19 protein-coding genes and 1 riboswitch are annotated in these 22,196 nt (G+C 44.4%); of the genes, 11 read left to right on the forward strand and 8 right to left on the reverse strand.

From position 1 onward, the window contains the following. Positions 1–65: 65 nt before the first annotated feature. A complete protein-coding gene (locus R2S67_RS01810) occupies positions 66–1,223 on the reverse strand; it encodes a D-alanyl-D-alanine carboxypeptidase family protein (RefSeq protein ID WP_145533860.1) in 1,158 nt (385 codons plus the stop codon). Between the two features lie 210 nt (positions 1,224–1,433). Between R2S67_RS01810 and R2S67_RS01815 the strand changes: the two genes are divergently transcribed. Further along, positions 1,434–2,729: an alpha/beta fold hydrolase gene (locus R2S67_RS01815; RefSeq protein WP_317341862.1), complete on the forward strand. Its 1,296-nt coding sequence runs from the start codon at positions 1,434–1,436 to the stop codon at positions 2,727–2,729. Between the two features lie 58 nt (positions 2,730–2,787). Here the strand turns inward: R2S67_RS01815 and R2S67_RS01820 are convergent, their stop codons facing one another. After that, positions 2,788–3,279: a GNAT family N-acetyltransferase gene (locus R2S67_RS01820; RefSeq protein ID WP_317341864.1), complete on the reverse strand. Its 492-nt coding sequence runs from the start codon at positions 3,277–3,279 to the stop codon at positions 2,788–2,790. A 323-nt stretch (positions 3,280–3,602) separates the two neighbouring features. On the opposite strand from R2S67_RS01820, the gene R2S67_RS01825 reads away from it, so the two are divergent. Beyond that, positions 3,603–4,583, forward strand: a complete 981-nt coding sequence (locus R2S67_RS01825) for a rhodanese-related sulfurtransferase (RefSeq protein ID WP_047009631.1) — start codon at positions 3,603–3,605, stop codon at positions 4,581–4,583. A 70-nt stretch (positions 4,584–4,653) separates the two neighbouring features. Here the strand turns inward: R2S67_RS01825 and R2S67_RS01830 are convergent, their stop codons facing one another. Next, positions 4,654–4,959, reverse strand: a complete 306-nt coding sequence (locus tag R2S67_RS01830) for a DUF6482 family protein (RefSeq protein WP_006740792.1) — start codon at positions 4,957–4,959, stop codon at positions 4,654–4,656. 108 nt (positions 4,960–5,067) lie between these two features. On the opposite strand from R2S67_RS01830, the gene R2S67_RS01835 reads away from it, so the two are divergent. From R2S67_RS01835 to gbpA, 3 genes are all read left to right on the forward strand, one after another. Continuing rightward, positions 5,068–6,549: a deoxyribodipyrimidine photo-lyase gene (locus R2S67_RS01835; protein ID WP_317341865.1), complete on the forward strand. Its 1,482-nt coding sequence runs from the start codon at positions 5,068–5,070 to the stop codon at positions 6,547–6,549. 80 nt (positions 6,550–6,629) lie between these two features. Beyond that, positions 6,630–7,130, forward strand: coding sequence for a fasciclin domain-containing protein (locus tag R2S67_RS01840; protein ID WP_256965366.1), 501 nt, complete (start codon positions 6,630–6,632; stop codon positions 7,128–7,130). A gap of 272 nt (positions 7,131–7,402) precedes the next feature. Then, positions 7,403–7,503: riboswitch (cyclic di-GMP riboswitch) on the forward strand. 105 nt (positions 7,504–7,608) lie between these two features. Further along, complete coding sequence (gbpA, locus tag R2S67_RS01845; protein WP_317341866.1) at positions 7,609–9,072, forward strand: N-acetylglucosamine-binding protein GbpA; 1,464 nt, start codon at positions 7,609–7,611, stop codon at positions 9,070–9,072. Positions 9,073–9,125: 53 nt separating this feature from the next. Here gbpA and R2S67_RS01850 read toward each other — a convergent pair whose 3' ends face one another. Continuing rightward, positions 9,126–9,998 carry a patatin family protein gene (locus R2S67_RS01850; protein WP_005397800.1) on the reverse strand — a complete coding sequence of 291 codons (873 nt, stop codon included), beginning with the start codon at positions 9,996–9,998 and terminating at the stop codon, positions 9,126–9,128. A 179-nt stretch (positions 9,999–10,177) separates the two neighbouring features. After that, on the reverse strand, positions 10,178–10,819 hold the full coding sequence (locus R2S67_RS01855; protein ID WP_046875716.1) for a MarC family protein: 642 nt from the start codon (positions 10,817–10,819) through the stop codon (positions 10,178–10,180). 195 nt (positions 10,820–11,014) lie between these two features. Here R2S67_RS01855 and nfsA point away from each other — a divergent pair, with 195 nt between their 5' ends. Then, a complete protein-coding gene (nfsA, locus tag R2S67_RS01860) occupies positions 11,015–11,737 on the forward strand; it encodes an oxygen-insensitive NADPH nitroreductase (protein ID WP_006740796.1) in 723 nt (240 codons plus the stop codon). Between the two features lie 70 nt (positions 11,738–11,807). On the opposite strand, the gene R2S67_RS01865 is transcribed toward nfsA, so the two are convergent. Continuing rightward, positions 11,808–12,707: a hypothetical protein gene (locus tag R2S67_RS01865; protein WP_074190350.1), complete on the reverse strand. Its 900-nt coding sequence runs from the start codon at positions 12,705–12,707 to the stop codon at positions 11,808–11,810. Between the two features lie 458 nt (positions 12,708–13,165). Here R2S67_RS01865 and R2S67_RS01870 point away from each other — a divergent pair, with 458 nt between their 5' ends. The 5 genes from R2S67_RS01870 to R2S67_RS01890 all read left to right on the forward strand — a co-directional run bounded on the left by R2S67_RS01870 (position 13,166) and on the right by R2S67_RS01890 (position 20,415). Then, positions 13,166–14,284, forward strand: coding sequence for a polysaccharide export protein (locus R2S67_RS01870; RefSeq protein ID WP_006740798.1), 1,119 nt, complete (start codon positions 13,166–13,168; stop codon positions 14,282–14,284). A gap of 130 nt (positions 14,285–14,414) precedes the next feature. After that, positions 14,415–14,855, forward strand: a complete 441-nt coding sequence (locus tag R2S67_RS01875; protein ID WP_031780663.1) for a phosphotyrosine protein phosphatase — start codon at positions 14,415–14,417, stop codon at positions 14,853–14,855. Positions 14,856–14,910: 55 nt separating this feature from the next. Continuing rightward, entirely contained in the window at positions 14,911–17,076 is a 2,166-nt protein-coding gene (locus R2S67_RS01880; RefSeq protein WP_317341871.1) for a polysaccharide biosynthesis tyrosine autokinase, read from the forward strand. A gap of 366 nt (positions 17,077–17,442) precedes the next feature. Continuing rightward, entirely contained in the window at positions 17,443–18,708 is a 1,266-nt protein-coding gene (locus R2S67_RS01885) for a DUF1835 domain-containing protein (protein ID WP_317341873.1), read from the forward strand. Positions 18,709–19,110: 402 nt separating this feature from the next. Beyond that, positions 19,111–20,415 (forward strand): dicarboxylate/amino acid:cation symporter, encoded by a 1,305-nt coding sequence (locus R2S67_RS01890; RefSeq protein WP_104970431.1) that lies wholly within the window; start codon positions 19,111–19,113, stop codon positions 20,413–20,415. A 104-nt stretch (positions 20,416–20,519) separates the two neighbouring features. On the opposite strand, the gene R2S67_RS01895 is transcribed toward R2S67_RS01890, so the two are convergent. Continuing rightward, positions 20,520–20,894, reverse strand: coding sequence for a YkvA family protein (locus R2S67_RS01895; protein WP_140348663.1), 375 nt, complete (start codon positions 20,892–20,894; stop codon positions 20,520–20,522). Between the two features lie 171 nt (positions 20,895–21,065). Next, the gene (locus R2S67_RS01900) at positions 21,066–22,190 is read right to left on the reverse strand and encodes a M20 family metallopeptidase (RefSeq protein ID WP_101945472.1); all 1,125 of its coding nucleotides are present in this window, start codon (positions 22,188–22,190) and stop codon (positions 21,066–21,068) included. Between the last annotated feature and the right edge of the window lie 6 nt (positions 22,191–22,196).

The raw sequence follows: 22,196 nt of genomic DNA on the forward strand, positions 1-22,196 counted from the left end.
TCCAGCGTTTAGCTGGGCGGCCATCAACAAAAGAATGCAGAAAGACACTTCTGCTCGTTTTTATTCTAGTTAAAGAACGATTTCACCCACAGCACCAGACTGTCCCAAAGCTGACCGAACCACGAGCCCTCTTCTACCGCTTGGCTGCTGACCAGGGGATAACTCGCCACGGTACTGTCATCGCTTTTCCAAACGACCTTGCCAATTTCATCTCCTTGCGCGAGCGGCGCAATCAACGGTTCATTTAACACCACACTCTTATCAAGCCCAGCCGTCATAGAACGAGGCAGAGTGAGATAGGCATCTTTGGCGAAGATCGCCTCAACTTGATTGTCATTTCCCTTCCAAACGCGAACTTTAGACTCAACCTGCCCTTGTTTGGCAACTTGTTTGGTGTCATAAAAACGAAAACCATAACTGAGTAAATTCTTGGATTGGCTCGTTCGAGCCTGTTTACTTGGCGTGCCCATCACTACCGAAATCAACCGCATTTTCCCTTCTTTGGCGGAGCTCACCAAACTGTATCCCGCATTGCTGGTGTAACCGGTTTTGCCCCCGTCGACATCAATGGAATTGTCCCACAGTAATTTATTGCGGTTGTACTGCGTAATGTCGTTCCACTTGAAGACTTTCTCACTATATAGCGCATACACAGCGGGAACGTCGTTGATGATCGACTGCATGAGTTTTGCCATATCGGTGGGTGAGGTTTGGATGCCTTCACTATCGAGACCATGGGAGTTTACAAAATAAGTGTCTTGCAGCCCTAACTTCTCAGCCCAACCATTCATCAAGGCGACAAAGCCGCGTTCACTGCCAGCAACGTGCTCAGCCAGTGCAACGCACGCGTCATTACCCGATTGGATGATCACGCCGCGCATTAAGTTCGCAACACTAATTTCATCTTTCGGTTTGATGAACATTTTAGAAGAACCGGGAAACTTGGCCGACCACGCGTTTTCGCTCACGGTGACAACATCATCCCATTTCAAACGCCCCGCTTCGATTTCTTGTCCAACGACGTAAGCGGTCATCAACTTGGTTAAACTAGCCGGAGCAAGGCCTGCTCGCCCGTTATGCTCGGCAATAATGACACCGGATTGAAAGTCCATTAATACGTAGCCTTTTGCCTGTAACTGAGGTGGGTTGGGCGTAACAACGGCAAAAGTAGGTACGCTTATTAAACAAGTCACAATTGTCCATCGAGCCAGTGACACTTTCATCCGACTTCCTCCATGCTCTTACTTTGTCGCAACTCTATTGAGCATAGCTCACTCAACCAGTTGCACCAGTCGCTAATCGTTTCATTTTCTTGAACTTACATTGATTTGACCAAGGTATAGAACTGACGAAGCGATTTGGAAATAGCATTGGTTCTTCACGCCATTCGCAGTAAAGTAGCGCTACCCCTCAATAAGGAAATAAAGATAACAATGAACGCTCAATCATTTATCGACGCAGGATTGCATTACACTCCCCACAGTTTTACCGTTCCTCTGGATTACCAAGACGTGAGTAAAGGCACCATTGAAGTCTTCGCTCGTGCGGTTTGCCTAGTTGGCGATGAAGAATCGACCAAACCTTGGTTGGTTTACTTTCAGGGCGGGCCGGGCTTTCCCTCTCCGCGTCAAAACGGCAATAGCGGCTGGGTAAAACGCGCGCTGCAAGAGTACCGAGTGTTGCTTCTCGACCAGCGCGGTACGGGCAATAGTTCGGTGATTAATCATCAGACTCTGGCTCATTTCACACCGCAGCAACAAGCAGACTACTTGAGCCACTTCCGAGCGGATAACATCGTGCGCGACGCGGAATACATTCGTAAGCAATTTGGCGTCGAAAAATGGGCGATCTTAGGTCAAAGCTTTGGTGGTTTTTGCTCCCTCACCTATTTGTCTTTGTTCCCAGACAGCTTGCTACAAAGCTACATCACAGGTGGCGTGCCATCAGTCTCGCGTCATGCCGACGATGTGTATGAAGCCACCTTCAAACGCACCATGGAGAAAAACCAAGCGTTCTTCCAACAATTTCCAAGTGCGCAACAACTTTGCCAAAACATTGCGAATCACTTGCTGGAAAACGAAGAGTACCTACCAAATGGTCAACGCTTCACGGTGGAGCAATTTCAACAAATCGGCATCAACTTTGGTGTGAGTGATACTTTCTTGCCAACTTACTATTGGCTAGAAAGCGCGTTGATTGAAGTGAACGGCAAACCACAACTTCGTTATGAGTTCTTGAACGATATGTTGGCGCAGCAAAACTTCCAAACCAACCCGATCTACGCCATTTTGCATGAATCGATTTACTGCCAAGGCTTTGCGTCGAATTGGAGTGCACACCGTGTTCGCCAAACCCGACCAGAGTTTAATTATGAACCTGGCCAGCCATTTTACTTTACGGGGGAAATGGTCTTCCCGTGGATGTTCGACCAATACGTCAACCTCAAGCCACTAAAAGACGCCGCAGAAATATTGGCCGCGAAAGAAGATTGGGCTGCGCTGTACGATCAAACTCAACTGGCTCAAAATAAAGTGCCTGTCAGTTGCGCCGTTTACGCCGATGATATGTTTGTTGAAATGGATATCAGCCGAGAGACGCTCGCGTTAATCCCAAATTCAAAAGCGTGGATCACCAACGAGTACGAGCACAACGGTTTGCGTGCCGACGGTGAGCGCGTTTTAGATAAGTTAATTGCGATGGGGAATCAAACCGCCGCTAATTTGAAATAAATACTATAAAAACGCCTCTTCTAGAGGTAAGAGGCGTTTCATTCCTACCATCTTGTTTTTACGAATCTTTTACGCGCTTGGTCATACGTTTCGTCATCACCCGGTAGCCCATTTTATGATAGAAATCCTCACCTTCATGGTTAAATGACGCCACGGTTAAGCCGATTTCTTCTATTCCTTGAGCACACAAATCGCTTTCCATCTTATCCATCAGCGATAAACCTATTCCTAAGTTTCGATGGCTCTCTGAAACAATAAGCTCATTAATAAAACCAACGCGTTTTTCTGGTGAAATCAGCGACTGAACGTTACGAACCGAACCAGAGATAAAACCGACGACCTTTCTTTGCGAACAAGCAATAAAAGCGCTCACGCTGCCGTCAAAATACTTTTCGAAAGTGCCATGTGATTCTCTTAGTTGCGCCAATTCCTTGGGTGGACGATAGAAGTTCGGTTCAGCTTCATAGTGCGATGTATCGAGTTCAACGAGTAATTGTTTGAGCAAGGGAACATCTTCTTCCCTCAGCCGCCTGATATAAAACTGCTGCATGTCCTTTCCTTGCCAACTGATCCGATTATTATTTTGTAGCTCTTGCGCACAACTTTAATGAAGAGCCGAAGAAGGAATCACAGTACAAATTTAAACCAAAAGTGTCGAGTTCAACTTACCTTGTTCTCTACAATTTATGCTTATAATTTGAACACATAGCGATTTTACCCGCGTGACGCTTTGCCGCATCAAAACACCGCTACATCCTGCCTAGCCATAATATCCGCATAATTTGTCCGTATTTCCGACTAATTTAGTCAGGTATACTTCGTGCCGCTAAAATTTTAAGGTCGTTGACCACCTGTATTTTTAAAGGAAACCTCATGAGTCAGTATGTAGTTTGTGCGCTGTACAAGTTTGTTGAGCTGAATAACTATCAAGAACTACGCGAGCCATTACTTGCGTTGATGGAAAAACACCATATTCGCGGAACATTACTGCTGGCAAGTGAGGGCATCAACGGCACTGTTGCCTCTGATCGTGCAGGTATTGATACGCTACTGGAGTGGCTAAACAACGAGCCTCGTTTGACAGGCACCGTATACAAAGAGTCGTACTCTGAGACCCAGCCATTCAATCGCACCAAAGTGAAATTGAAAAAAGAGATCGTAACATTAGGTGTTGAAGGCATAGACCCTCGCCACGTAGTGGGTACTTACGTGAAACCTCAAGAGTGGAACGATCTTATTGCTGATCCTGAAGTGTTTGTTGTCGATACACGTAATGATTACGAAATCGAGATCGGCACATTCAAAGGCGCTGTAAACCCAAATACTGAAACCTTTCGTGAATTCCCAGACTATGTAAAAGAAAACATGGACCCGGAAAAGCATAAGAAAGTGGCGATGTTCTGTACCGGTGGTATCCGCTGCGAAAAATCAACTGCTTACATGAAAGAACAGGGCTTTGATGAGGTCTACCACTTAGAAGGCGGCATTCTTAAATATCTTGAAGAAGTTCCTCAAGAAGAGAGCATGTGGGAAGGTGACTGCTACGTTTTTGATGGCCGTGTTGCAGTAAACCACCAGCTAGAAAAAGCAGATTACGACTTATGTAACGCTTGTCGTCTACCGATCACTGAAGAAGACAAACAGTCTGATTTGTTCGAGCAAGGCGTGAGCTGCCCGAAATGTCACGGCACACACTCAGAAGAACAAATTGCTCGATTCCGCGAACGTGAAAAACAAATTGTTCTTGCAGAACAACGAGGCGAGCAGCATGTTGGTGGCGAAAGTGCCAAGCAAAGAGAAGCTCGACGTGCCGCTAAGTACGCACAAAAAGAAGCTCAGCGTAAACAAGACTAATCTCAACTCTAATTCTATTTTAAGCGAGCTGCCGTAAGGTGGCTCGCTTTTACTATGCACCAACACTCTTTCAATACAATTTTGTATCCCTCACCAAAACCTCTAGTTGATTGTCTCTTTTGCCTTCGGGTAGCCCCACCATCTCGTCATAAGCACTTTGATGTACTAAAACCTGCTTATTTGCTTTGATATTCTTGCACTTCTTTTGCATCTCGATAAGGGAATGAGCCCTCAAAAAGATACCGTTGTCATCAGTGATGAATTGCGCTTTCCCATCAACTACGACAGATGCTTGATACAATGCGAGATCAAGCGAGTGAATGATCAATTTATCTACGTAGAAGAACTTTTCTAACTTACTCAGTGGTATCGACATATCTCACCTCCTTGTGAGCAACCTCTACGTTTTAATGAACAAAACCGATCATTAGGTGAGATCTCTTCGGATCATTTGCGTACAACATCGGAAACAAAGAGGATTCCGATGCAAACAATCAATGTCGTGTGGTTAAAACGAGATTTAAGGCTGACTGACCATCAACCACTAACTCAAGCATTATCAACAAAGCACCTAACTGTGCTTTTATATATTGTTGAACCATTGCTATTGAACAACCCACACTATTCTGAGCGCCACTGGCGATTTGTTTGGCAATCACTGCAAGACATGGATGAGACGCTCAAAGCGTATGGGCATCGAATCACGGTGCTGTATGACGATGCCTTAGCATGTTTCCAATCAATTCAAGCGCAATATCAAATCAACGCTGTTTTTTCTCACCAAGAAATAGGACTCAACTGCACCTTTGAGCGCGATAAACAAGTTGCCGCTTGGCTGTATGAGCAGAACATCGACTGGTTTGAGTTCGAACACGGTGCTGTTATCAGAGGTGCAAAAAACCGGCAAGGTTGGGACAGACATTGGGATTTGGTCATGAGAGCCTCCATAAGCCCTCTTGAGCTCCAAACCGACTTATTGCATTCATTGGATGCAGAAACTCTCGGCTGTTCGTTTTCGCCACCATCATCCTGGCTATCAAAATGCAAAGGAATGCAAACGGGAGGAAGCCGGCTCGCTTGGAAAACACTAGAGGACTTTTTTCATCGTCGAGGTCGTGATTACTATCGAAGCATTTCTAGTCCCACAGCCTCACGCACAGCCTGTACTCGACTTTCTCCATATCTCGCTTGGGGTAACATATCCTTGCGTGAAGTTTATCAATACCTTTTGAAACACTGGAAAGTCGCTGGGTTTCGTCGCAGCTTAATTGCATTGTCTTCACGGCTTCATTGGCACTGTCACTTCATCCAAAAATTCGAATCGGAATACGACATGGAGTTTTACTGCGTTAATCGGGCTTACGAACCATTGATTAAACAAAGTAGTACTTTCGATGAAGAAAAGTTAGCAGCATGGAAATCCGGGCATACTGGTGTACCTTTGATTGATGCCTGCATGCGCTGTTTGCACCACACTGGTTACATTAACTTTCGCATGCGTGCCATGCTGGTTAGCTTTCTTACTCACCACATGAACATGGATTGGCGAGTAGGTGTAACGCATTTAGCGCAACTGTTTCTCGACTTTGAGCCTGGTATTCATTACCCACAATTCCAAATGCAAGCCGGGGTAACTGGGACCAATACAATCCGGATTTACAACCCGGTTAAGCAAGCCCAAGAACATGACCCTGATGGCGCGTTCATCTATAAATGGGTGCCTGAATTGCAAATGGTCCCCACCCCACTATTGTTCGAGCCCTGGAAAATGACACAGATGGAAACCGTCATGTACCACTTGAAACCGGATAGCCGTTACCTAGCGCCTATTATCGACCTAAATAGCGCAGCTAAAGACGCAAGGGAACGTCTATGGACATGGCGCAAACGGGCCGATGTAAAACAAGAAGGCAAACGGATTTTAACGCGACACGTGAGACCATCGAAAGAAAGCAGGGCTCGTTGATCATCTTTTCATTTAGATGCGTACAAACGAAGACATTCTCTAGGGAAACCGTTGTACCCCCAACTCGTAAGGAACACATTATGTTTAAACGTATCTTGGTTATCACGGCTACATTGATGGCGACTTTATCTTTTATGCTTCCCGTCAAAGCTCATGATCATGGCATGATGAAGACTGATATTGTCGACGTTGCCACTGAAAACGGCTCTTTCAATACACTTGTCGCTGCAGTGAAAGCGGCTGATCTAGTCGATACACTCAAAGGAGAAGGCCCATTTACTGTTTTTGCACCAACGGATGACGCTTTTGCAAAACTGCCTGACGGTACAATCGATATGCTCTTAATGCCGGAAAACAAAGACAAGTTAGTATCCATTTTGACTTATCACGTCGTCCCAGGGAAAGTAATGGCTGCCGATGTTGTTAAGCTGGACAAAGCGACTACGGTTCAGGGCCAAGATGTGATGATTAAAACCATGGGCGACAAAGTTATGGTCAATGGTGCAAATGTAATGGTAACCGATGTGAAAGCTAAAAACGGCGTCATTCATGTTATTGATACCGTCATTATGCCTAATTAAATGATTCAGAGGGCGGTATATTCCGCCCTTTAAACGGTGCTTCTTCTATCCTTAATACTGCCCCTTCCCTACCTTCGACCCAACAACCAATCACTCATTCACTCCAACTATCAAAAAGACAAAAACAACATCAAAACCAATACCTTAGAAACAAAAAAGCACAATATCAATGAGGTTGGCGTACCGTTACCTTTCAATTTGAGAACATGATTCCATGTCAGTGTCGTTTACTTTTCCACATGTAAATTCTTGAGCTAAATTTTGGCTGCTCAATCACATTTCGGCAAACCATTCGAAAGGGTGGGACGCAAAGCTTCCGGTCTGTCAGCATTCCATCATCAAAAGTAATGCTCATGATAGCGGGGTTGCCATGTTGCAACACTACATTATCCAAAGTATGGATTCATGCAGCGTTGCTTCATGCTCAGCATGCGCCGAGGTGTGACATTAATTTGTCAGCCATAACAGAGGACATGTGATGAAATCCTTCCCAACCAAATCCGTACTTGCATTAGCACTTGCAAGCATTAGCTCAAGTGCTGCGGCTCACGGCTACGTATCAGAAACCAATGATGGTGTCGCTGCAAGTCGCGCGGCACTATGTAAGTATCCAACACCTGATACTAACGAAAAAAATAATAACTGCGGTGCCATTCAATACGAGCCACAAAGTGTTGAAGGTCCTGATGGTTTTCCACAAACAGGGCCTCGCGATGGAAAAATAGCAAGTGCTGAAACCGCTCTAGCTGCCGCTCTTGATGAACAAACTGCCGACCGCTGGATGAAACGTCCTATTCAATCAGGTACACAGACTTTTGAATGGACATTTACCGCTAACCATGTGACGCGTGACTGGAAATATTACATCACCAAACCTGATTGGAACCCAAATGCCTCACTATCACGCGACTCGTTTGATCTGACTCCTTTCTGTGTAGTCGATGGCAATATGGTTCAACCTCCAAAACAGGTGAGCCATCAATGTAATGTGCCTACGCGCAAGGGGTATCACGTCATTCTGGCGGTATGGGATGTTGGCGACACAGCGGCTTCATTTTATAACGTGATCGATGTGAAATTTGATGGCGACAGTCCAGTCATTCCAGATTGGACGCAAGGCGGTCAAATTATTCCGACGATGGATTTAAATGTTGGAGATTCGGTTTATACGCGCGTATTTGATCAGGCGGGTGAAAACATAGCTTATCGAACCGAGCTAGAAATTACCGATGCAGTCATGGGCAAAGCGAAAAACTGGTCTTACGCTCTAGCAACGAAGATCAACCAAGAGCAAACTAAACTGCAAGCGGGACAGTATGCCGAGGATAAATTCACTCCTGTTTATGGTACTAACCCGGTGTACCTGCAAGCTAATAGCGGCCTTGAGCGTGTAGAAATCGGCTACAAGATAGAAACTCCCGCTCCAGAGTACTCACTCACAGTAGATGGCTTAGCAGACGAATATATTATTGAGTCAACACCGACAACGTTGGATCTGACACTCACTGCTGAAGGCGATTTAAACGCAGAACTCACCGTGTACAATCACCACCGTGAGCCACTTGCAAGCTGGGCAGATGAAATGAAAGACGGTTCGGTGGAGGCTGTATCGCTCGCTTTAACCAAATCAGAGCCTGGCCACCATATGCTCGTGACTCGTATTAAAGACAAAGATGGCAACTTGGTGGATCAGCAAACGCTCGACTTTCACTTAAAAGAAGAGTCAGTAACGCCACCACCATCTGGCGAGTACGATTTTGTCTTTCCTGAAGGGCTATCTAGCTACACGGCGGGCACAAAAGTGCTTGCAAGCGACGGTGCCATTTACCAATGTAAACCTTTCCCATACTCTGGTTACTGTGTACAGTGGAAAGAAAGCGCAAACCAATACGAACCAGGAACTGGTTCACACTGGGAAATGGCTTGGGATAAAGTCAACTAAATCGCCCTTTGAACGTTAAGTAAAAAGAGCCTCGCTATGAGGCTCTTTCATTATCAAACGCAAAAATGGCAGTTTTCCCGATCTAAACCATGAACACCTGACAAATTGGCCAAATGAGCCCGCCCTTCAATCAGCCCCATTTCATAACCTTCCAATAGAACGGTTTGTCGCATTGATAAGCGCTGAACAGGAAAATTATCTGGTGGTGCAATCACTCTGACATGCGTTCCCGGTGGAGGGTTACGAATAAATTCCAACGATTGATTGTAGTTATCTGCACGTCTTAACATCGCGTCCGCCATTTTAGGATGTTCGGCAAATAACTTCTTCATCAGCCATGTGGTTTTTACTGGCTTCTTAGCATAATTTAGCGGGTGAGAAAGCACAACGGTTATGTCTCGAGCCCCGCGACGATAAGCCTCACGCACCGGGATGGAATCAGCCACCCCGCCATCGGTATAGCAGCCTCCAGAAAAGCAAGGGGTATGCTTGTATGCAATGGGTAACGCTGTTGTCGCTTCAATCGCATGGTGAAAATTATCACGCGTCACGCGATAATAATCTGCCTGTCCTGTATCTACATTCGTCGTCGCTGCCAGAAAAGGAATGCCATTAAACAGTTTATTTTCATCGACGGGATACAAACGATTAGACTCTTCAAACAGCCACTTCACATCAATGAGGTCCCCACCTTTAACGAATCGAGTCGGATCAAAAAAGCGTTTACTCGTTGCCAGCTTAGTAATGACATTAATGCTGCGATGCGGATAGTCGGTCAAATAACCAATCAAGTTTGATGCGCCAGCAGATACACCGATGGCAAAGTCAAACGGTTTATAACTCTGCTCTAAAAACGCATCTAGCACTCCGCTTGCGAAGACACCTCGCATCGCGCCACCTTCCACTACAATTGCTTTTGTTGCCATATTTCCCCCATTATTCTTGCCAAAAGAGTAATGAAATTCGTGCAATCAAAACAATTGAATATTCTTATTATTGAAATAGGTGAAGTCTATTTATTTCTTTCTTAGAAAGTGAAAACTAAAGTTCAAAAAATCCACACCAGCTAGAAATGTAGGTGTGGATTTAGACGAGATGGAGACGCCTATGAGAAAACAGTTTTATAGGCTTCGCCCGCGCCATCAATAAACATTTGAGTACCAATAACCGCTAGGATTAAGCCCATCATTTTCGTCACGACGTTCAGAGCACTCGGTCCAACTGCTTTGACCAATTTGTCTCCAAATAAAAACAGTATATAGGTAATAACACACAACACAGCAAAAGAAACGATGGTAATAATGGTTTGATCAAAACCACCCGCCGTAGCAAAGTTCATCGCGGTAGCAATCGTTCCAGGCCCTGCTAATATCGGCATTGCAAGTGGAGAAACGGCAATGCTCAACGCCGCCTGCTGCTGCGCTGGAGAATACGCTTTCTCTTTAGTTTTCTGATGCGTCGAATCACCTTGAAGCATATTAAAACCGATCAAAAACACCAAGATACCGCCCGTTATTCGCAAGGCGTACAGCGTGATACCAAACAAATCAAAAATTAATTTACCGGCGATCGAAAATATCGCAATGATGACAAATGCAATAAAAACCGAACGAAGCGCCATGGAACGTACGGTTTCCCTATCCTCATCAGCCGTTAAACTCAAAAAGATAGGAATATTGGCGATGGGGTTCATGATCGCAAAGAAGCCCATAAACACCGTGACTGTATGAACGATGAGTTCTTTCATATTTTCCACTGCAGTTAAATTGTTGATTCTAAAAACAGTATATACGCTCTCAAGCAGAACGAGTGATGTATTCTCTATTCATCTTCACACTTATGCGCTAAGCATTGTTTTTCTTTTGAGATAGTTTACCGACTCATCAAATATCGCTAAGGTGAGGCTTCAGCCTTTACATGTAACAGGGGATGTTAAGTCACCATGAACAGTACGATACAAACAATTCTCAATCACCGCTCAATTCGAAAGTTCACCTCGCAACCTATTGAAAGCGAACAATTAGAAACGATTCTACAAGCTGGCCTTGCGGCGTCTTCATCAAGTATGTTGCAAGTCGTCTCAATTATCCGCGTTACCGATAAAGAAAAGCGTACGCTATTGGCACAATATGCGGGGAATCAAGGGTACGTTGAAAGCGCTGCTGAGTTTTTGGTGTTTTGCATTGATTACCAGCGCCACGCCAGTATCAATCCTGATGTGCAAGCTGATTTCACCGAGTTAACACTTATCGGTGCTGTTGATTCTGGCATCATGGCACAAAACTGCTTACTTGCGGCAGAGTCTATGGGACTAGGAGGCGTGTATATTGGTGGCTTACGAAACAATGCTCAAAAAGTCGACGAGTTACTAGGCTTACCTAAAAATACAGCCATTTTATTTGGTATGTGTCTTGGTCATCCAGATCAAGCCCCTGAAGTTAAGCCACGTCTACCTGCTCATGTCGTGGTGCATGAAAATCAGTATCAAGACCTAAATTTGGATGATATTCAGGCTTATGACCAAACCATGCAAAACTACTATGCAAACCGTTCGAGCAATCAAAAACAAAGCACTTGGTCACAAGAAGTCACCAGTAAACTAGCTGGCGAATCACGTCCGCACATCCTGCCTTACTTAAACAGTAAAGGGCTCACTAAAAGGTGATGAACACAGTACAATAGGATCAAAAAAGGCCTCTGAAGAGGCCTTTAGAATTTATCAGCAAAAAACTCGCTTAGTTACCGCCTGTCGCGCCAGTACCATCTCCAGGTTGTGGTTCTGGTTTAATTGGCTTACCAGGTTTCGCTTCAGGAATGGTAGGAACAGTTGGTTTAATTTGATCTACAGGTTTACCTTCAGCGATATCTTTTTCAACCTGCTCAACAACGTTCTTTGTATCTTCTTCAGAAATCTCTACGTAAATCACGTCATCAGAACCCGCACTAGCTTTAGGGTAATGTGGATTTTTCGCAATCACTTCTTCGGTAATCGATTTTGCAGCAACTGCTACAGCTTCAGGTGCAGCTGTTGGGTTTGCTTTAATGATATCCGATACAACGTTCGCTGTAGCAACTAACTTCGTAGCAAGTGCACTATTACCGCCTTCGCTTTGAAGATCTTCAACTACTGACTCTGTATCACGAAGGATTTCATCAACCGTTTTACCACTTGCATTGATATCAATACCTAAGTTCTCGAATACTTTTTCGGCGATATCAGAAGAGTAAACCTCACCTTCTTTCAAAGAGTTAGAAACCAAAGTCGTAAATGGAGAGCCTGTTACTAATGAATCCGCCTGCGCTAAGCCTTGAGGGATTTTGTAGTCAGATGTAATAGGTTTGCCATTTGATGCGTCTTTACTCTCATCAGTATGCGTCAATACGAAAGCACAGTCACCTGGCGCATTTACGACATTGATATTTTCAAAACGCGCTTCACCAACCATACCTTCATAGTTTGTTGTCTTTTCAATCGCGTCGTATGTTTCACCACCACATACAGCTTGAACCTTCATGCCGATAACAGCTGGGTCATAAGCCTGAACCGAGTATCTTTTTACCTCAGGGTCGCTGTCACTACCACAACCTGCTAGTAGGACTGCTGCCACACTTGCCGTTAAAAGTTTGATTTTCAAAATTAGCTCCAATATTTGTTGTTATATCCGACCGCAACAGGAAGCATAACGGCAGTTGCATATGGTGTAAATAGTATACATACAACTTTGGCATGAGTTTTTTCACATTCCCGCCTGTTTACTTGTGCAAAATCATGCATTCATCTCAATAACGTTAAATAGACACAATTTTGTCATGTATTCGTCAGTATTTTTTTAAGTATCTTGTTGCCTTTATTGCAACCAGATGGATAATAGTTGACTATTTTTTGTGGGTCAGATTTTTACACCTTCATTAATGAAACTAAGAGCTCTAAGTCGCTAGCAGCCATTTGGAGTGTTTATTACACAAATAATTCTGAATGGACTCGCTTTCTAAAGGCTTAAAACTGCAGTAAATCGTCAACATTGATGAAATGCAGTTCAATTAGAATGAACCAATTTCAGTCGGCAAACTTTCTTTCGGTAGTTATAAACCAATGAACACATTTAATAAATTTTTGGGGATATCAGTACTTCCTATCCTTCTTACAGGGTGTACTCTGCCTGGTAGCCACCTTTCGGTCAGTGACAAAACAGTAATGAGCACTGAATCGAGTGATATAGAATCGCAGGTTACGGTTTATCCTTTAACTTTGGAGCGAGTGACCTCTTTAAATTCAATAGATCCTTTTTCAAAGCCAAATCCAGAGTTAGATATTGAAATCGCCAAGTATGAATACGAAGTAGGACCTGGCGATATCTTAAATATTACTATTTGGGACCACCCAGAGCTCACGATCCCAGCTGGCTCATATCGTAGCTCAGCCGAAGCAGGTAACTGGGTGCACTCAGATGGCACGATCTTCTACCCTTACATTGGCGTTGTACACGTTGAAGGTAAAAACGTTCGCCAAATTCGTGCAGACATTGCCAACCGTCTTGCAAAATACATTGAGAGCCCGCAAGTCGATGTAAGCGTTGCAGCTTTTCGTTCTAAAAAGACTTATGTGACTGGCGAAGTGAACAAGCCAGGGCAACAACCAATCACAAACATTCCTCTTACACTTCTTGATGCCGTAAATAGAGCAGGCGGACTAGCAGCCGAAGCCGATTGGCGTAATGCAACACTGACGCGAAACGGTGTGGTTGAAAATGTCTCTTTATACGCTCTGATGCAACAAGGCGACTTAACTCAAAACCGTCTTCTAAAGCCAGGTGATATTGTTCATATTCCCCGTAACGATGCACAAAAAGTATTTGTTATGGGCGAAGTTAACGATCCGAAGCTACTCAAAATTGATCGCAGCGGTATGAGCCTTACTGAGGCTCTAAGTAGCGTTGGTGGTATTAATGAAATCTCCGCCGATGCCACTGGCGTTTTCGTCATCAGACGTTCAAAAGAAGAAGCTAAAATGGCGGACATCTATCAGTTAGATGTTTCTGATGCTTCTGCTTTGGTGATTGGAACAGAGTTTGATCTCAACCCATACGACATAGTTTATGTAACAGCCGCGCCTGTTAGCCGTTGGAACCGCGTTATTGCTCAACTTGTTCCAACCATTTCCGGCTTTAACGAATTAACCGAAGGTGTACTACGAGTACGCACTTGGCCGTAAAAACGACGTGCCGCAAGAAAGTTATCTCTTGCGGCATGCATTCAATAGTTACGTAGCTCAATTGTGCAATATAAAGAAGCAAGCACTCCAGTTGGGATCATAGGCATACAATTTAAAATAGGGTAAGCATTTGTTTTCTAATATTCTTGTCGTCTGTGTAGGTAATATTTGCCGCTCTCCAACAGGAGAGCGGCTTTTGCAGTCTTTACTACCAAACAAACATGTCGCGTCAGCGGGAATCGCGGTGGATAAAAGTCATTTAACAGGAAAGGCTGCTGATGATATGGCAACCACCATCGCGAACGAACATGGCGTAAGCTTAGATGGACACGAAGCACGACAATTAACACCTGAGCTTTGCGCTCAATACGATCTGATATTGGTTATGGAAAAAGGTCATTTAGAAGCCTTAACCAAAGTCGCTCCTGAGGCACGAGGCAAAACGATGCTGTTTGGACAATGGATAAGTGAAAAAAACATTCCTGATCCATACAGACAAAGTAGAGAAGCCTTCGAACATGCTTATACGCTTATAGAAAAAGCAGCAAAAGCGTGGTCTCAAAAACTATAAGCCGCAAGGCTAAATAAATAAACGCCAATGGCAAGGTATTTAAGAAGTTAAAGTAATGACAACACAAACTATTAAGCAATCACGTCAAGCCGACGATGAGATCGATTTGGGAAAGTTATTTGGGATCATTCTTGATGCCAAATGGCTCATTCTATGTACCGTAGTCCTATTTTCAATTATAGGCGTCGGCGTTGCCATTCTATCAACACCTATCTACAAAGCTGACGCTCTTATCCAAATTGAAAGTAAGAGCTCCGGTGGTATTTCAGCGATGGTTGGTGATATGGGAGAGCTGTTTTCAGCAGAGTCATCAGCGACAACAGAAATTGAGATCATTAAATCTCGTATGATTTTGGGTGGTACAGTTGATAAGTTCAACTTAACCACGGTCGTCTCTCCGAATTACATGCCTATCATCGGTAAGGGCTTAGCTCGACTGCAAGGCGAACAAATCAGTTTGAGCGTTTCACGATTTAATACCCCTTCTTACGCAGTTGGAATTCCTCTAACTCTCGAAGTTATTGATTCTGAAAAACAGACGTTCAGACTTATAGAAGATGACAATAACGTCATTTTAGAAGGTAAGGTTGGCGAGCTCATTGAAAAGAACGGCTATCAATTCTTAGCTACAGAAATGATAGCGCAAGACGGCGCATCGTTTACCGTGAGTAAAGTCAGCAAATTAGATGCAATTAATAAACTTCAAGAAAACTTATCGATAAGCGAACGTGGTAAGCAAACCGGGATTATTTCTTTAAGCTTCTCTGGTGAAGATCGCGCTAAGATTCAAGCTATCTTGAACGACATTAGCCAGAACTACTTCTTGCAAAACGTTCAAAGAAACTCAGCAGAGGCAGAGCAAAGTCTCGAGTTCTTGAAAGGTCACCTTCCAGACATCAAAACAAAACTGACCGCTTCTGAAGACGTTTTAAATCGATTCCGTCAAGAAAATGAATCTATCGACTTAGGCCTTGAAGCTCAATCAACGCTTAAAGTGATGGTTGAATTAGAAGCGCAGTTAAATGAGCTTACATTCAAAGAGAGTGAAATCAGCCAGCGCTTTACACAAGATCACCCGGCTTATAAGTCTCTGCTTGATAAACGTGAGACGCTACTCAAAGAGAAAGAGCGTCTTAATAAACAAGTTCAAAAGTTACCGAAAACACAGCGTGAAGTTCTACGCATGACGCGCGATGTAGAAGTAAACCAACAAATCTACATACAGCTATTGAACAAGGTTCAAGAGCTCAACATCATTAAAGCAGGAACCGTTGGCAACGTTCGAATCTTAGATAACGCTCAATCGTTCTCTAAGCCAATCAAGCCGAAAAAAGCGCTTATCGTTGTGCTAGCAACACTGCTTGGCGGCATGGCAGGCGTGGCTTTCGTATTAATTCGTGCGGCATTCCACCGTGGTGTAGAAACACCAGATCAAATTGAGCAGATTGGTATGCCTGTTTACGCTAGCGTTCCAAAATCTATTCAACAACTGGAATTTGCAAACAAGCTTAAACGAAACAAAGGCAGCAACGATGAGCTAGTCCTTCTTGCTGAAGCTAACCCGGCCGATCTTTCCATCGAGGCCCTGCGTAGTCTTCGTACTAGCCTGCACTTTGCGATGATGGAAGCGAAGAACAACGTTCTTATGATTTCAGGTCCAGCACCATCTATCGGTAAAACGTTCGTATCGACAAACTTTGCAGCCGTCGCTGCGAAAACAGGTCAGAAAGTACTGCTTATCGATGCAGATATGCGTAAAGGTTATTTGCAGCAATGTTTTGGTTTACGTTGGGATAACGGTCTTTCTGATTATTTGAGCGGCAAGACATCCCATAGCAATATCATTAAATCAACATCCATCGACAGTCTAGATGTGGTTACTCGTGGCCAAGTACCACCAAACCCGTCAGAGCTTTTGATGCATCCTCGCTTTAAGAGCTTTGTTGACCAAATGTCGGCGCAGTACGATCTTGTGATCATCGATACGCCGCCAGTACTCGCGGTTACCGACCCAAGCATTGTTGGTGCAATCGCAGGAACAACACTGATGGTAGCTCGTTTTGATCAAACGACTTTGAAGGAAATTGAAGTCGCACAAGGCCGCTTTGAACAATCCGGCGTGGAAGTAAAAGGCGTAATTCTAAACGCCGTAGAGAAGAAAGCGTCAAACTCATACGGATATGGTTACGGTTACTATAACTACGCTTACAAGAGCGAGTAATTAATATCTACATGTATTACAAAGCCCTGCTAGACCTAGCAGGGCTTTTTTATTACTGGATCCTGTAATGCATATCTACTAGAAAACGGATGGTCGTTAACATCTACATAGGCATTGGCTGTCAAACTATTCAGCACTTCTTTAATGGGGCTGATATTTTGTGATGCGGTTCTCTCATGAATAGTTGCATGATGGATTGTGAAACCCTACTATCAGTCTGCTCACGCCTAAAGCCCCCAACACTCGCGGAAAGAACTTGGTTCACGACAACTCTTCCACCCTGCTCTGTATAGCAGGAACAATCTGTTTTTACCTTCTTTTTAGCTTCTATTTAGGCGAGTGTGGAAGAGATAAGAAAGGTGAAAAATGAACTCTACAAATAGCTTCTTAATCAACATTAACCAACAAAAATCCGTTGCTAAAAAAAGGCTCAAAGCTATACGTCAACACGATGATGAGATGTTGGATCGAGTTAAGCGATTTCACTCCAAACCAGAATCATTAGCTCCCAATACAATTCAATTAGCTGACGTTCAACATTCGCTAGCCAGAGAATTAGGTTTACCAAGTTGGAGTAAATTAAAAGCGCATGTCGAAGAGTTAGAAGCTCACAAAGACGCCATCAAAAAACACTTCCCTCCTCTTGATAGCGAACTAAAAACGCTCCATGTCCGCTGTGGGCATGATATTCAGCAACGGCTTAAAGACAGCGGATTCGAGGGGACATTTTTAGCCCTGATAGATCCGCTTTGTATGGGTCCAATCCCAGCAACACCACAAAACTTCCTTGCCATTCGTGCCCAATATGTCGTAGAGACTCTGCTGCCCGTGATGAAGCGTGAAGATTCAGTGCAAGATATTGTCAAATTTGAGCAAGCTAATATTGATACGCTGCTCAGTGATACATTTGAACGAATCGTCTTTTGGGTCGAACATGACAGCTATGACCAATTAATGCTGCTTCGTGCCCTAACCTTGTTAGAGAATGTAGAAAACAAGGTGATAGAGCTCATTGAGTTGAACCAGTTCCCTGGCACTGAGCGATTCATCGGTTTGGGGCAGTTGCCTAAAGAGGCTATTCGCGCTTGTTGGCAATACCGTGAACCCGTGACAGCCAAATTATTCAGTCAGGCTAAACATTCCTGGCACGCTGTCACATCACCGACACCCATCTCTATGGTTAATTTGATCGAGCAGCATGATCTAGATTGCTTACCCAATATGCTCAACGTGCTCATACGCCATATGCAAGAGTTACCTCATTCACAAACAGGATTAAGCTTGACTCAGCAGATTGCATTAGAGGTCCTAAGTTCTCAAAATCGTTCAATTCTCATCAAAGATTGGTTTGAGCAATATCAACAACGTGAACCTCTACCTTACTTGGGCGATGTGATGTTTTACGCCTTACTCCTCCCTCTAGCACAATGTCAAACGCCTTTAATCACGATTGAGTCACGTGAAAGGGACTGGTGGGAACAGAGCGTCCATATCACTGATGCTGGTCAGCATTGTTTGGAAGGCTTCATGCTAGCGAAGCAATGCTATTGGGTTGGGGGTATTAGCAATACCAATCAGAATTATTGGAGTTGGGATCACCTCCAATTATCTACATTGACCAACCATCATTGATTCAGCGGATAGGTAACATAAGCAGGGGCATAGACGGCTCGTTAGCCCCTTGTGTTCAGCCCAATACAAAAACAGTCAAAAAGAGACGGCTTCTAGCCTGAATAAAATCTAGATAGTTATGCAAGAGCAACATTCCTTAGAGATAATATGCACTCCATTTACTACTAAAAATAAATGTAAACACTCCTTCTTATCGGTTGTATGTTCGATAAAAGTGTTAAAATACAAACTTTTCGACCAGTCAAATAGTTAAGTTTTGGTTAAAACTCTATTTTTATTAGTGATAAAGTTCACATCTATTAACCATTTAGAGGATTATTCTTTCGTATTTTATCACTCCACTGCTACTCTGCTCGCCGCTTTGAAGTGAACTCAAGGTGCATAACTATAAGGAGTGTTCTCATGAATACCAAGAAACCGATGTCGCTAACCAGCCGCGTAATTTTGGGTATGGTAGCGGGTATCTTGACAGGATTTGCAATTCGCACACTTTTTGCCGGCAACGGATTTGTCGACGCATACATTGTTAATGGATTATTTGAAGTTGGTGGACAGATCTTCGTCGCCAGCTTAAAAATGCTCGTAGTCCCTCTAGTGTTTGTTTCACTAGTTTGTGGTACTAGCTCCCTCAAAGACCTTTCTACACTGGGTCGCATGGGTGGTAAAACCCTCGCTTTCTACGTTACAACAACGGCTATCGCGATTACGCTTGCTCTAACTATGGGTACTCTGTTCCAGCCAGGTGCTGGCGCTGACCTAACCGCAGCAAGTTCATTCAAATCAGCAGAAGCACCATCTTTGGGTCAGGTGATCATCGATATGTTCCCAACCAACCCTATCAGTGCGATGGCTGAAGGTAAAACCCTGCAAGTTATTGTGTTTGCGGTGCTATTTGGTATCGCGATCAGCGCAGCAGGCAAACCTGGTGAACGTATTGCAGCGTTCTTCTCTGATCTCAATGAAGTGATCATGAAACTGGTTGCGATTTTGATGAACTTGGCGCCTTATGGTGTGTTCTTCTTAATGGCGAAGCTATTTACTGGTCTTGGTCTGGGCGCAATCGTCAATCTGGCAGAGTACTTCTTAGTACTGGCGGGTACGCTTGTCCTACACGGCCTAGTCACTTACAGCTTAATGTTAAAAGGTTTCACTGGTCTAAATCCAATTACGTTCCTACGTAAGATGGAAGACGCGATCATGTTTGCTTTCTCGACCGCATCATCAAACGCGACGATTCCAGTGACAATGGAAACGGCTAAGCACCGTATGGGGGTTGAGAACCGCGTATCATCGTTCACAGTACCACTTGGTGCAACCGTGAACATGGACGGTACGGCGATCATGCAAGGTGTAGCAACCGCCTTTATTGCTCAAGCCTTCAATATTGATTTAACTATGGGCGATTACCTCATGGTAATCATGACAGCTACATTGGCATCTATCGGTACTGCGGGTGTCCCTGGTGTTGGCCTTGTAATGCTAGCCATGGTATTGAACCAAGTTGGTCTGCCGCTTGAAGGTATCGCGCTCATCATGGGTGTTGACCGTCTACTTGATATGATTCGTACTGCGGTAAACATTACTGGTGACAGTGCAGTTACCGTCATTGTCGCAAAATCAGAAGGTGCATTGGATGAAACTCGCTTCAACGACCCAATGGCAGGCGTTGCCGAAGAAGAAGTGCATCTTAAACGCGCTGACGCCTAAATCGTTCTACGATTACCATTCTGAAATTATATAGTCCTGTCTAAAAGAAAGCCCCGATGGAAACATCGGGGCTTTTGTTTTCTCCGCGTCTAGAAATGCTCTTTCTAATCCGCCATCGAATTCAGTTTTTCTCTGGCTCGTTCTTCGTGTTCTTTAGTGATGGCATTGCCGACAGAGTTAGCGGCTAACGTAAGCGCTGCCATGTCATCGGTAAAGCCGACGCCTGCTAACACATCTGGCACCATATCGGTTGGTAATACAAAGTAAGCCAACGCGCCACCTAAAATCGCCTTATGGCGAACGGCGGTGTTGGAATCTGTCATCGCGAGCCATGATTTGATACCCATAACGGCAATTTCTTCACCCGCTTTCTTAACCGACCCTTTCATTTTGCGCCAGAAGGTTTTCTCATCTGGCGCTTGCATCGTTTGATCTTTGGCGTCTTTCGGCGCCGATTTTACAGACATTGTTGTGGTCATCGTTGCCTCCGACATTTATGACTGTGGCCAACATATTAATAAATCGAACCTGAACGCAAGATTAATAACAAGAAATGATAGTAAAGTGAAACAAAAACACAGATAGAAAAATCCCCAAACCGAAGTCTGGGGATCGTGATGTTGAGAACCAAGCTTTAGAAGGAGAATGCCTTATTGAGCAATCTTCTCCAGTACACGCATCAGCATTTTGATTCGTGGCTCGATAGACTCAAGCAATAAATACTCTTGATCGCTATGGAAACCTGCACCGATAGGTCCTAGACCATCCAAAGTTGGAACGCCAAGGATTGCCGTATTGTTTGCATCAGAGCCGCCACCCACTTCTTTCCAGTTGATGTCGATAGACAGTTCACTTGCCGCTTCTTCAACTAATGCCATCAAGCTTTCAGTTTGCACGCTTGGCACCATAGAAGGTTTGTAAGCTTCACGAACCAACTCGATGCTAACGCCATCAACGAATGGTGTTTCCAGCATGCCGTTTAGCTTGCTATCGACATCATCGTATTCTTCATTACTCCAGAAACGCACATCCACGATCGCTTCAGCGTGCTCAGGGACGATGTTTGCGCCGTTACCGCCAGACACAATACCCACGTTTAATGTGGTGCCAGATTCGAAGTTCGTCATAGCATTGATTGCGAGAATCCAGTTCGCCATCTCGGTAATTGCACTGCGGCCATTTTCTGGCTCGTTGCCAGCGTGGGCCGCCACGCCGTTAAACGTGATTTTGTAACGCGCCATGCCTTTGCGCGCTTTGACTAAACCGCCGTCTGCGCGTGCTGCTTCTGCCACCAATACGTTTTTCGCGTTTTTTGCAACAGATTGAATCCAGTCGACCGAATCTAACGATCCGGTTTCTTCGTCTGGGTTCATGCAGATACAAATCGACAGTTTATCCAACACCGCTTGGTCGAGGTTACGCATCGCGTACACAATATTCAGCAAGCCAGATTTCATGTCCGAGACACCCGGACCGTACGCTTTGTCAGCGTCTTGAGACATAGGACGTAATCCAGCGGTGCCGACAGGGAACACTGTATCCATGTGACCAATCAGCATCACGTCAACTTGCTCAGCCTCAGGCTTGTTTCGAACTTCAAGACCGATGCCCGCTCTGCCACAGTCGATGCGTTTTACGCTCCAACCTGACATCGCTTGGTACTTCTCTTCAAATTGAGAAGCGATGAACTCAATGCCATCAGTCGTGTACGTGCCACAATCGACATTGATGAGAGGACGAAGTTCTTCGAGATATTCATTGAGAGAAAACTGCATGATTGC

This window comes from Vibrio sp. T13N (genome assembly GCF_032970445.1).
Taxonomy (GTDB): Bacteria; Pseudomonadota; Gammaproteobacteria; order Enterobacterales; family Vibrionaceae; genus Vibrio; species Vibrio diabolicus.

Excerpts from the sequence above, each read along its gene's own strand:
- R2S67_RS01810 (WP_145533860.1), bottom strand. The coding sequence starts at position 1,223 with ATGAAAGTGTCACTGGCTCGATGGACAATTGTGACTTGTTTAATAAGC.
- R2S67_RS01815 (WP_317341862.1), top strand. The coding sequence starts at position 1,434 with ATGAACGCTCAATCATTTATCGACGCAGGATTGCATTACACTCCCCAC.
- R2S67_RS01820 (WP_317341864.1), bottom strand. The coding sequence starts at position 3,279 with ATGCAGCAGTTTTATATCAGGCGGCTGAGGGAAGAAGATGTTCCCTTG.
- R2S67_RS01825 (WP_047009631.1), top strand. The coding sequence starts at position 3,603 with ATGAGTCAGTATGTAGTTTGTGCGCTGTACAAGTTTGTTGAGCTGAAT.
- R2S67_RS01830 (WP_006740792.1), bottom strand. The coding sequence starts at position 4,959 with ATGTCGATACCACTGAGTAAGTTAGAAAAGTTCTTCTACGTAGATAAA.
- R2S67_RS01835 (WP_317341865.1), top strand. The coding sequence starts at position 5,068 with ATGCAAACAATCAATGTCGTGTGGTTAAAACGAGATTTAAGGCTGACT.
- R2S67_RS01840 (WP_256965366.1), top strand. The coding sequence starts at position 6,630 with ATGTTTAAACGTATCTTGGTTATCACGGCTACATTGATGGCGACTTTA.
- gbpA (WP_317341866.1), top strand. The coding sequence starts at position 7,609 with ATGAAATCCTTCCCAACCAAATCCGTACTTGCATTAGCACTTGCAAGC.
- R2S67_RS01850 (WP_005397800.1), bottom strand. The coding sequence starts at position 9,998 with ATGGCAACAAAAGCAATTGTAGTGGAAGGTGGCGCGATGCGAGGTGTC.
- R2S67_RS01855 (WP_046875716.1), bottom strand. The coding sequence starts at position 10,819 with ATGAAAGAACTCATCGTTCATACAGTCACGGTGTTTATGGGCTTCTTT.
- nfsA (WP_006740796.1), top strand. The coding sequence starts at position 11,015 with ATGAACAGTACGATACAAACAATTCTCAATCACCGCTCAATTCGAAAG.
- R2S67_RS01870 (WP_006740798.1), top strand. The coding sequence starts at position 13,166 with ATGAACACATTTAATAAATTTTTGGGGATATCAGTACTTCCTATCCTT.
- R2S67_RS01880 (WP_317341871.1), top strand. The coding sequence starts at position 14,911 with ATGACAACACAAACTATTAAGCAATCACGTCAAGCCGACGATGAGATC.
- R2S67_RS01885 (WP_317341873.1), top strand. The coding sequence starts at position 17,443 with ATGAACTCTACAAATAGCTTCTTAATCAACATTAACCAACAAAAATCC.
- R2S67_RS01890 (WP_104970431.1), top strand. The coding sequence starts at position 19,111 with ATGAATACCAAGAAACCGATGTCGCTAACCAGCCGCGTAATTTTGGGT.
- R2S67_RS01895 (WP_140348663.1), bottom strand. The coding sequence starts at position 20,894 with ATGACCACAACAATGTCTGTAAAATCGGCGCCGAAAGACGCCAAAGAT.
- R2S67_RS01900 (WP_101945472.1), bottom strand. The coding sequence starts at position 22,190 with ATGCAGTTTTCTCTCAATGAATATCTCGAAGAACTTCGTCCTCTCATC.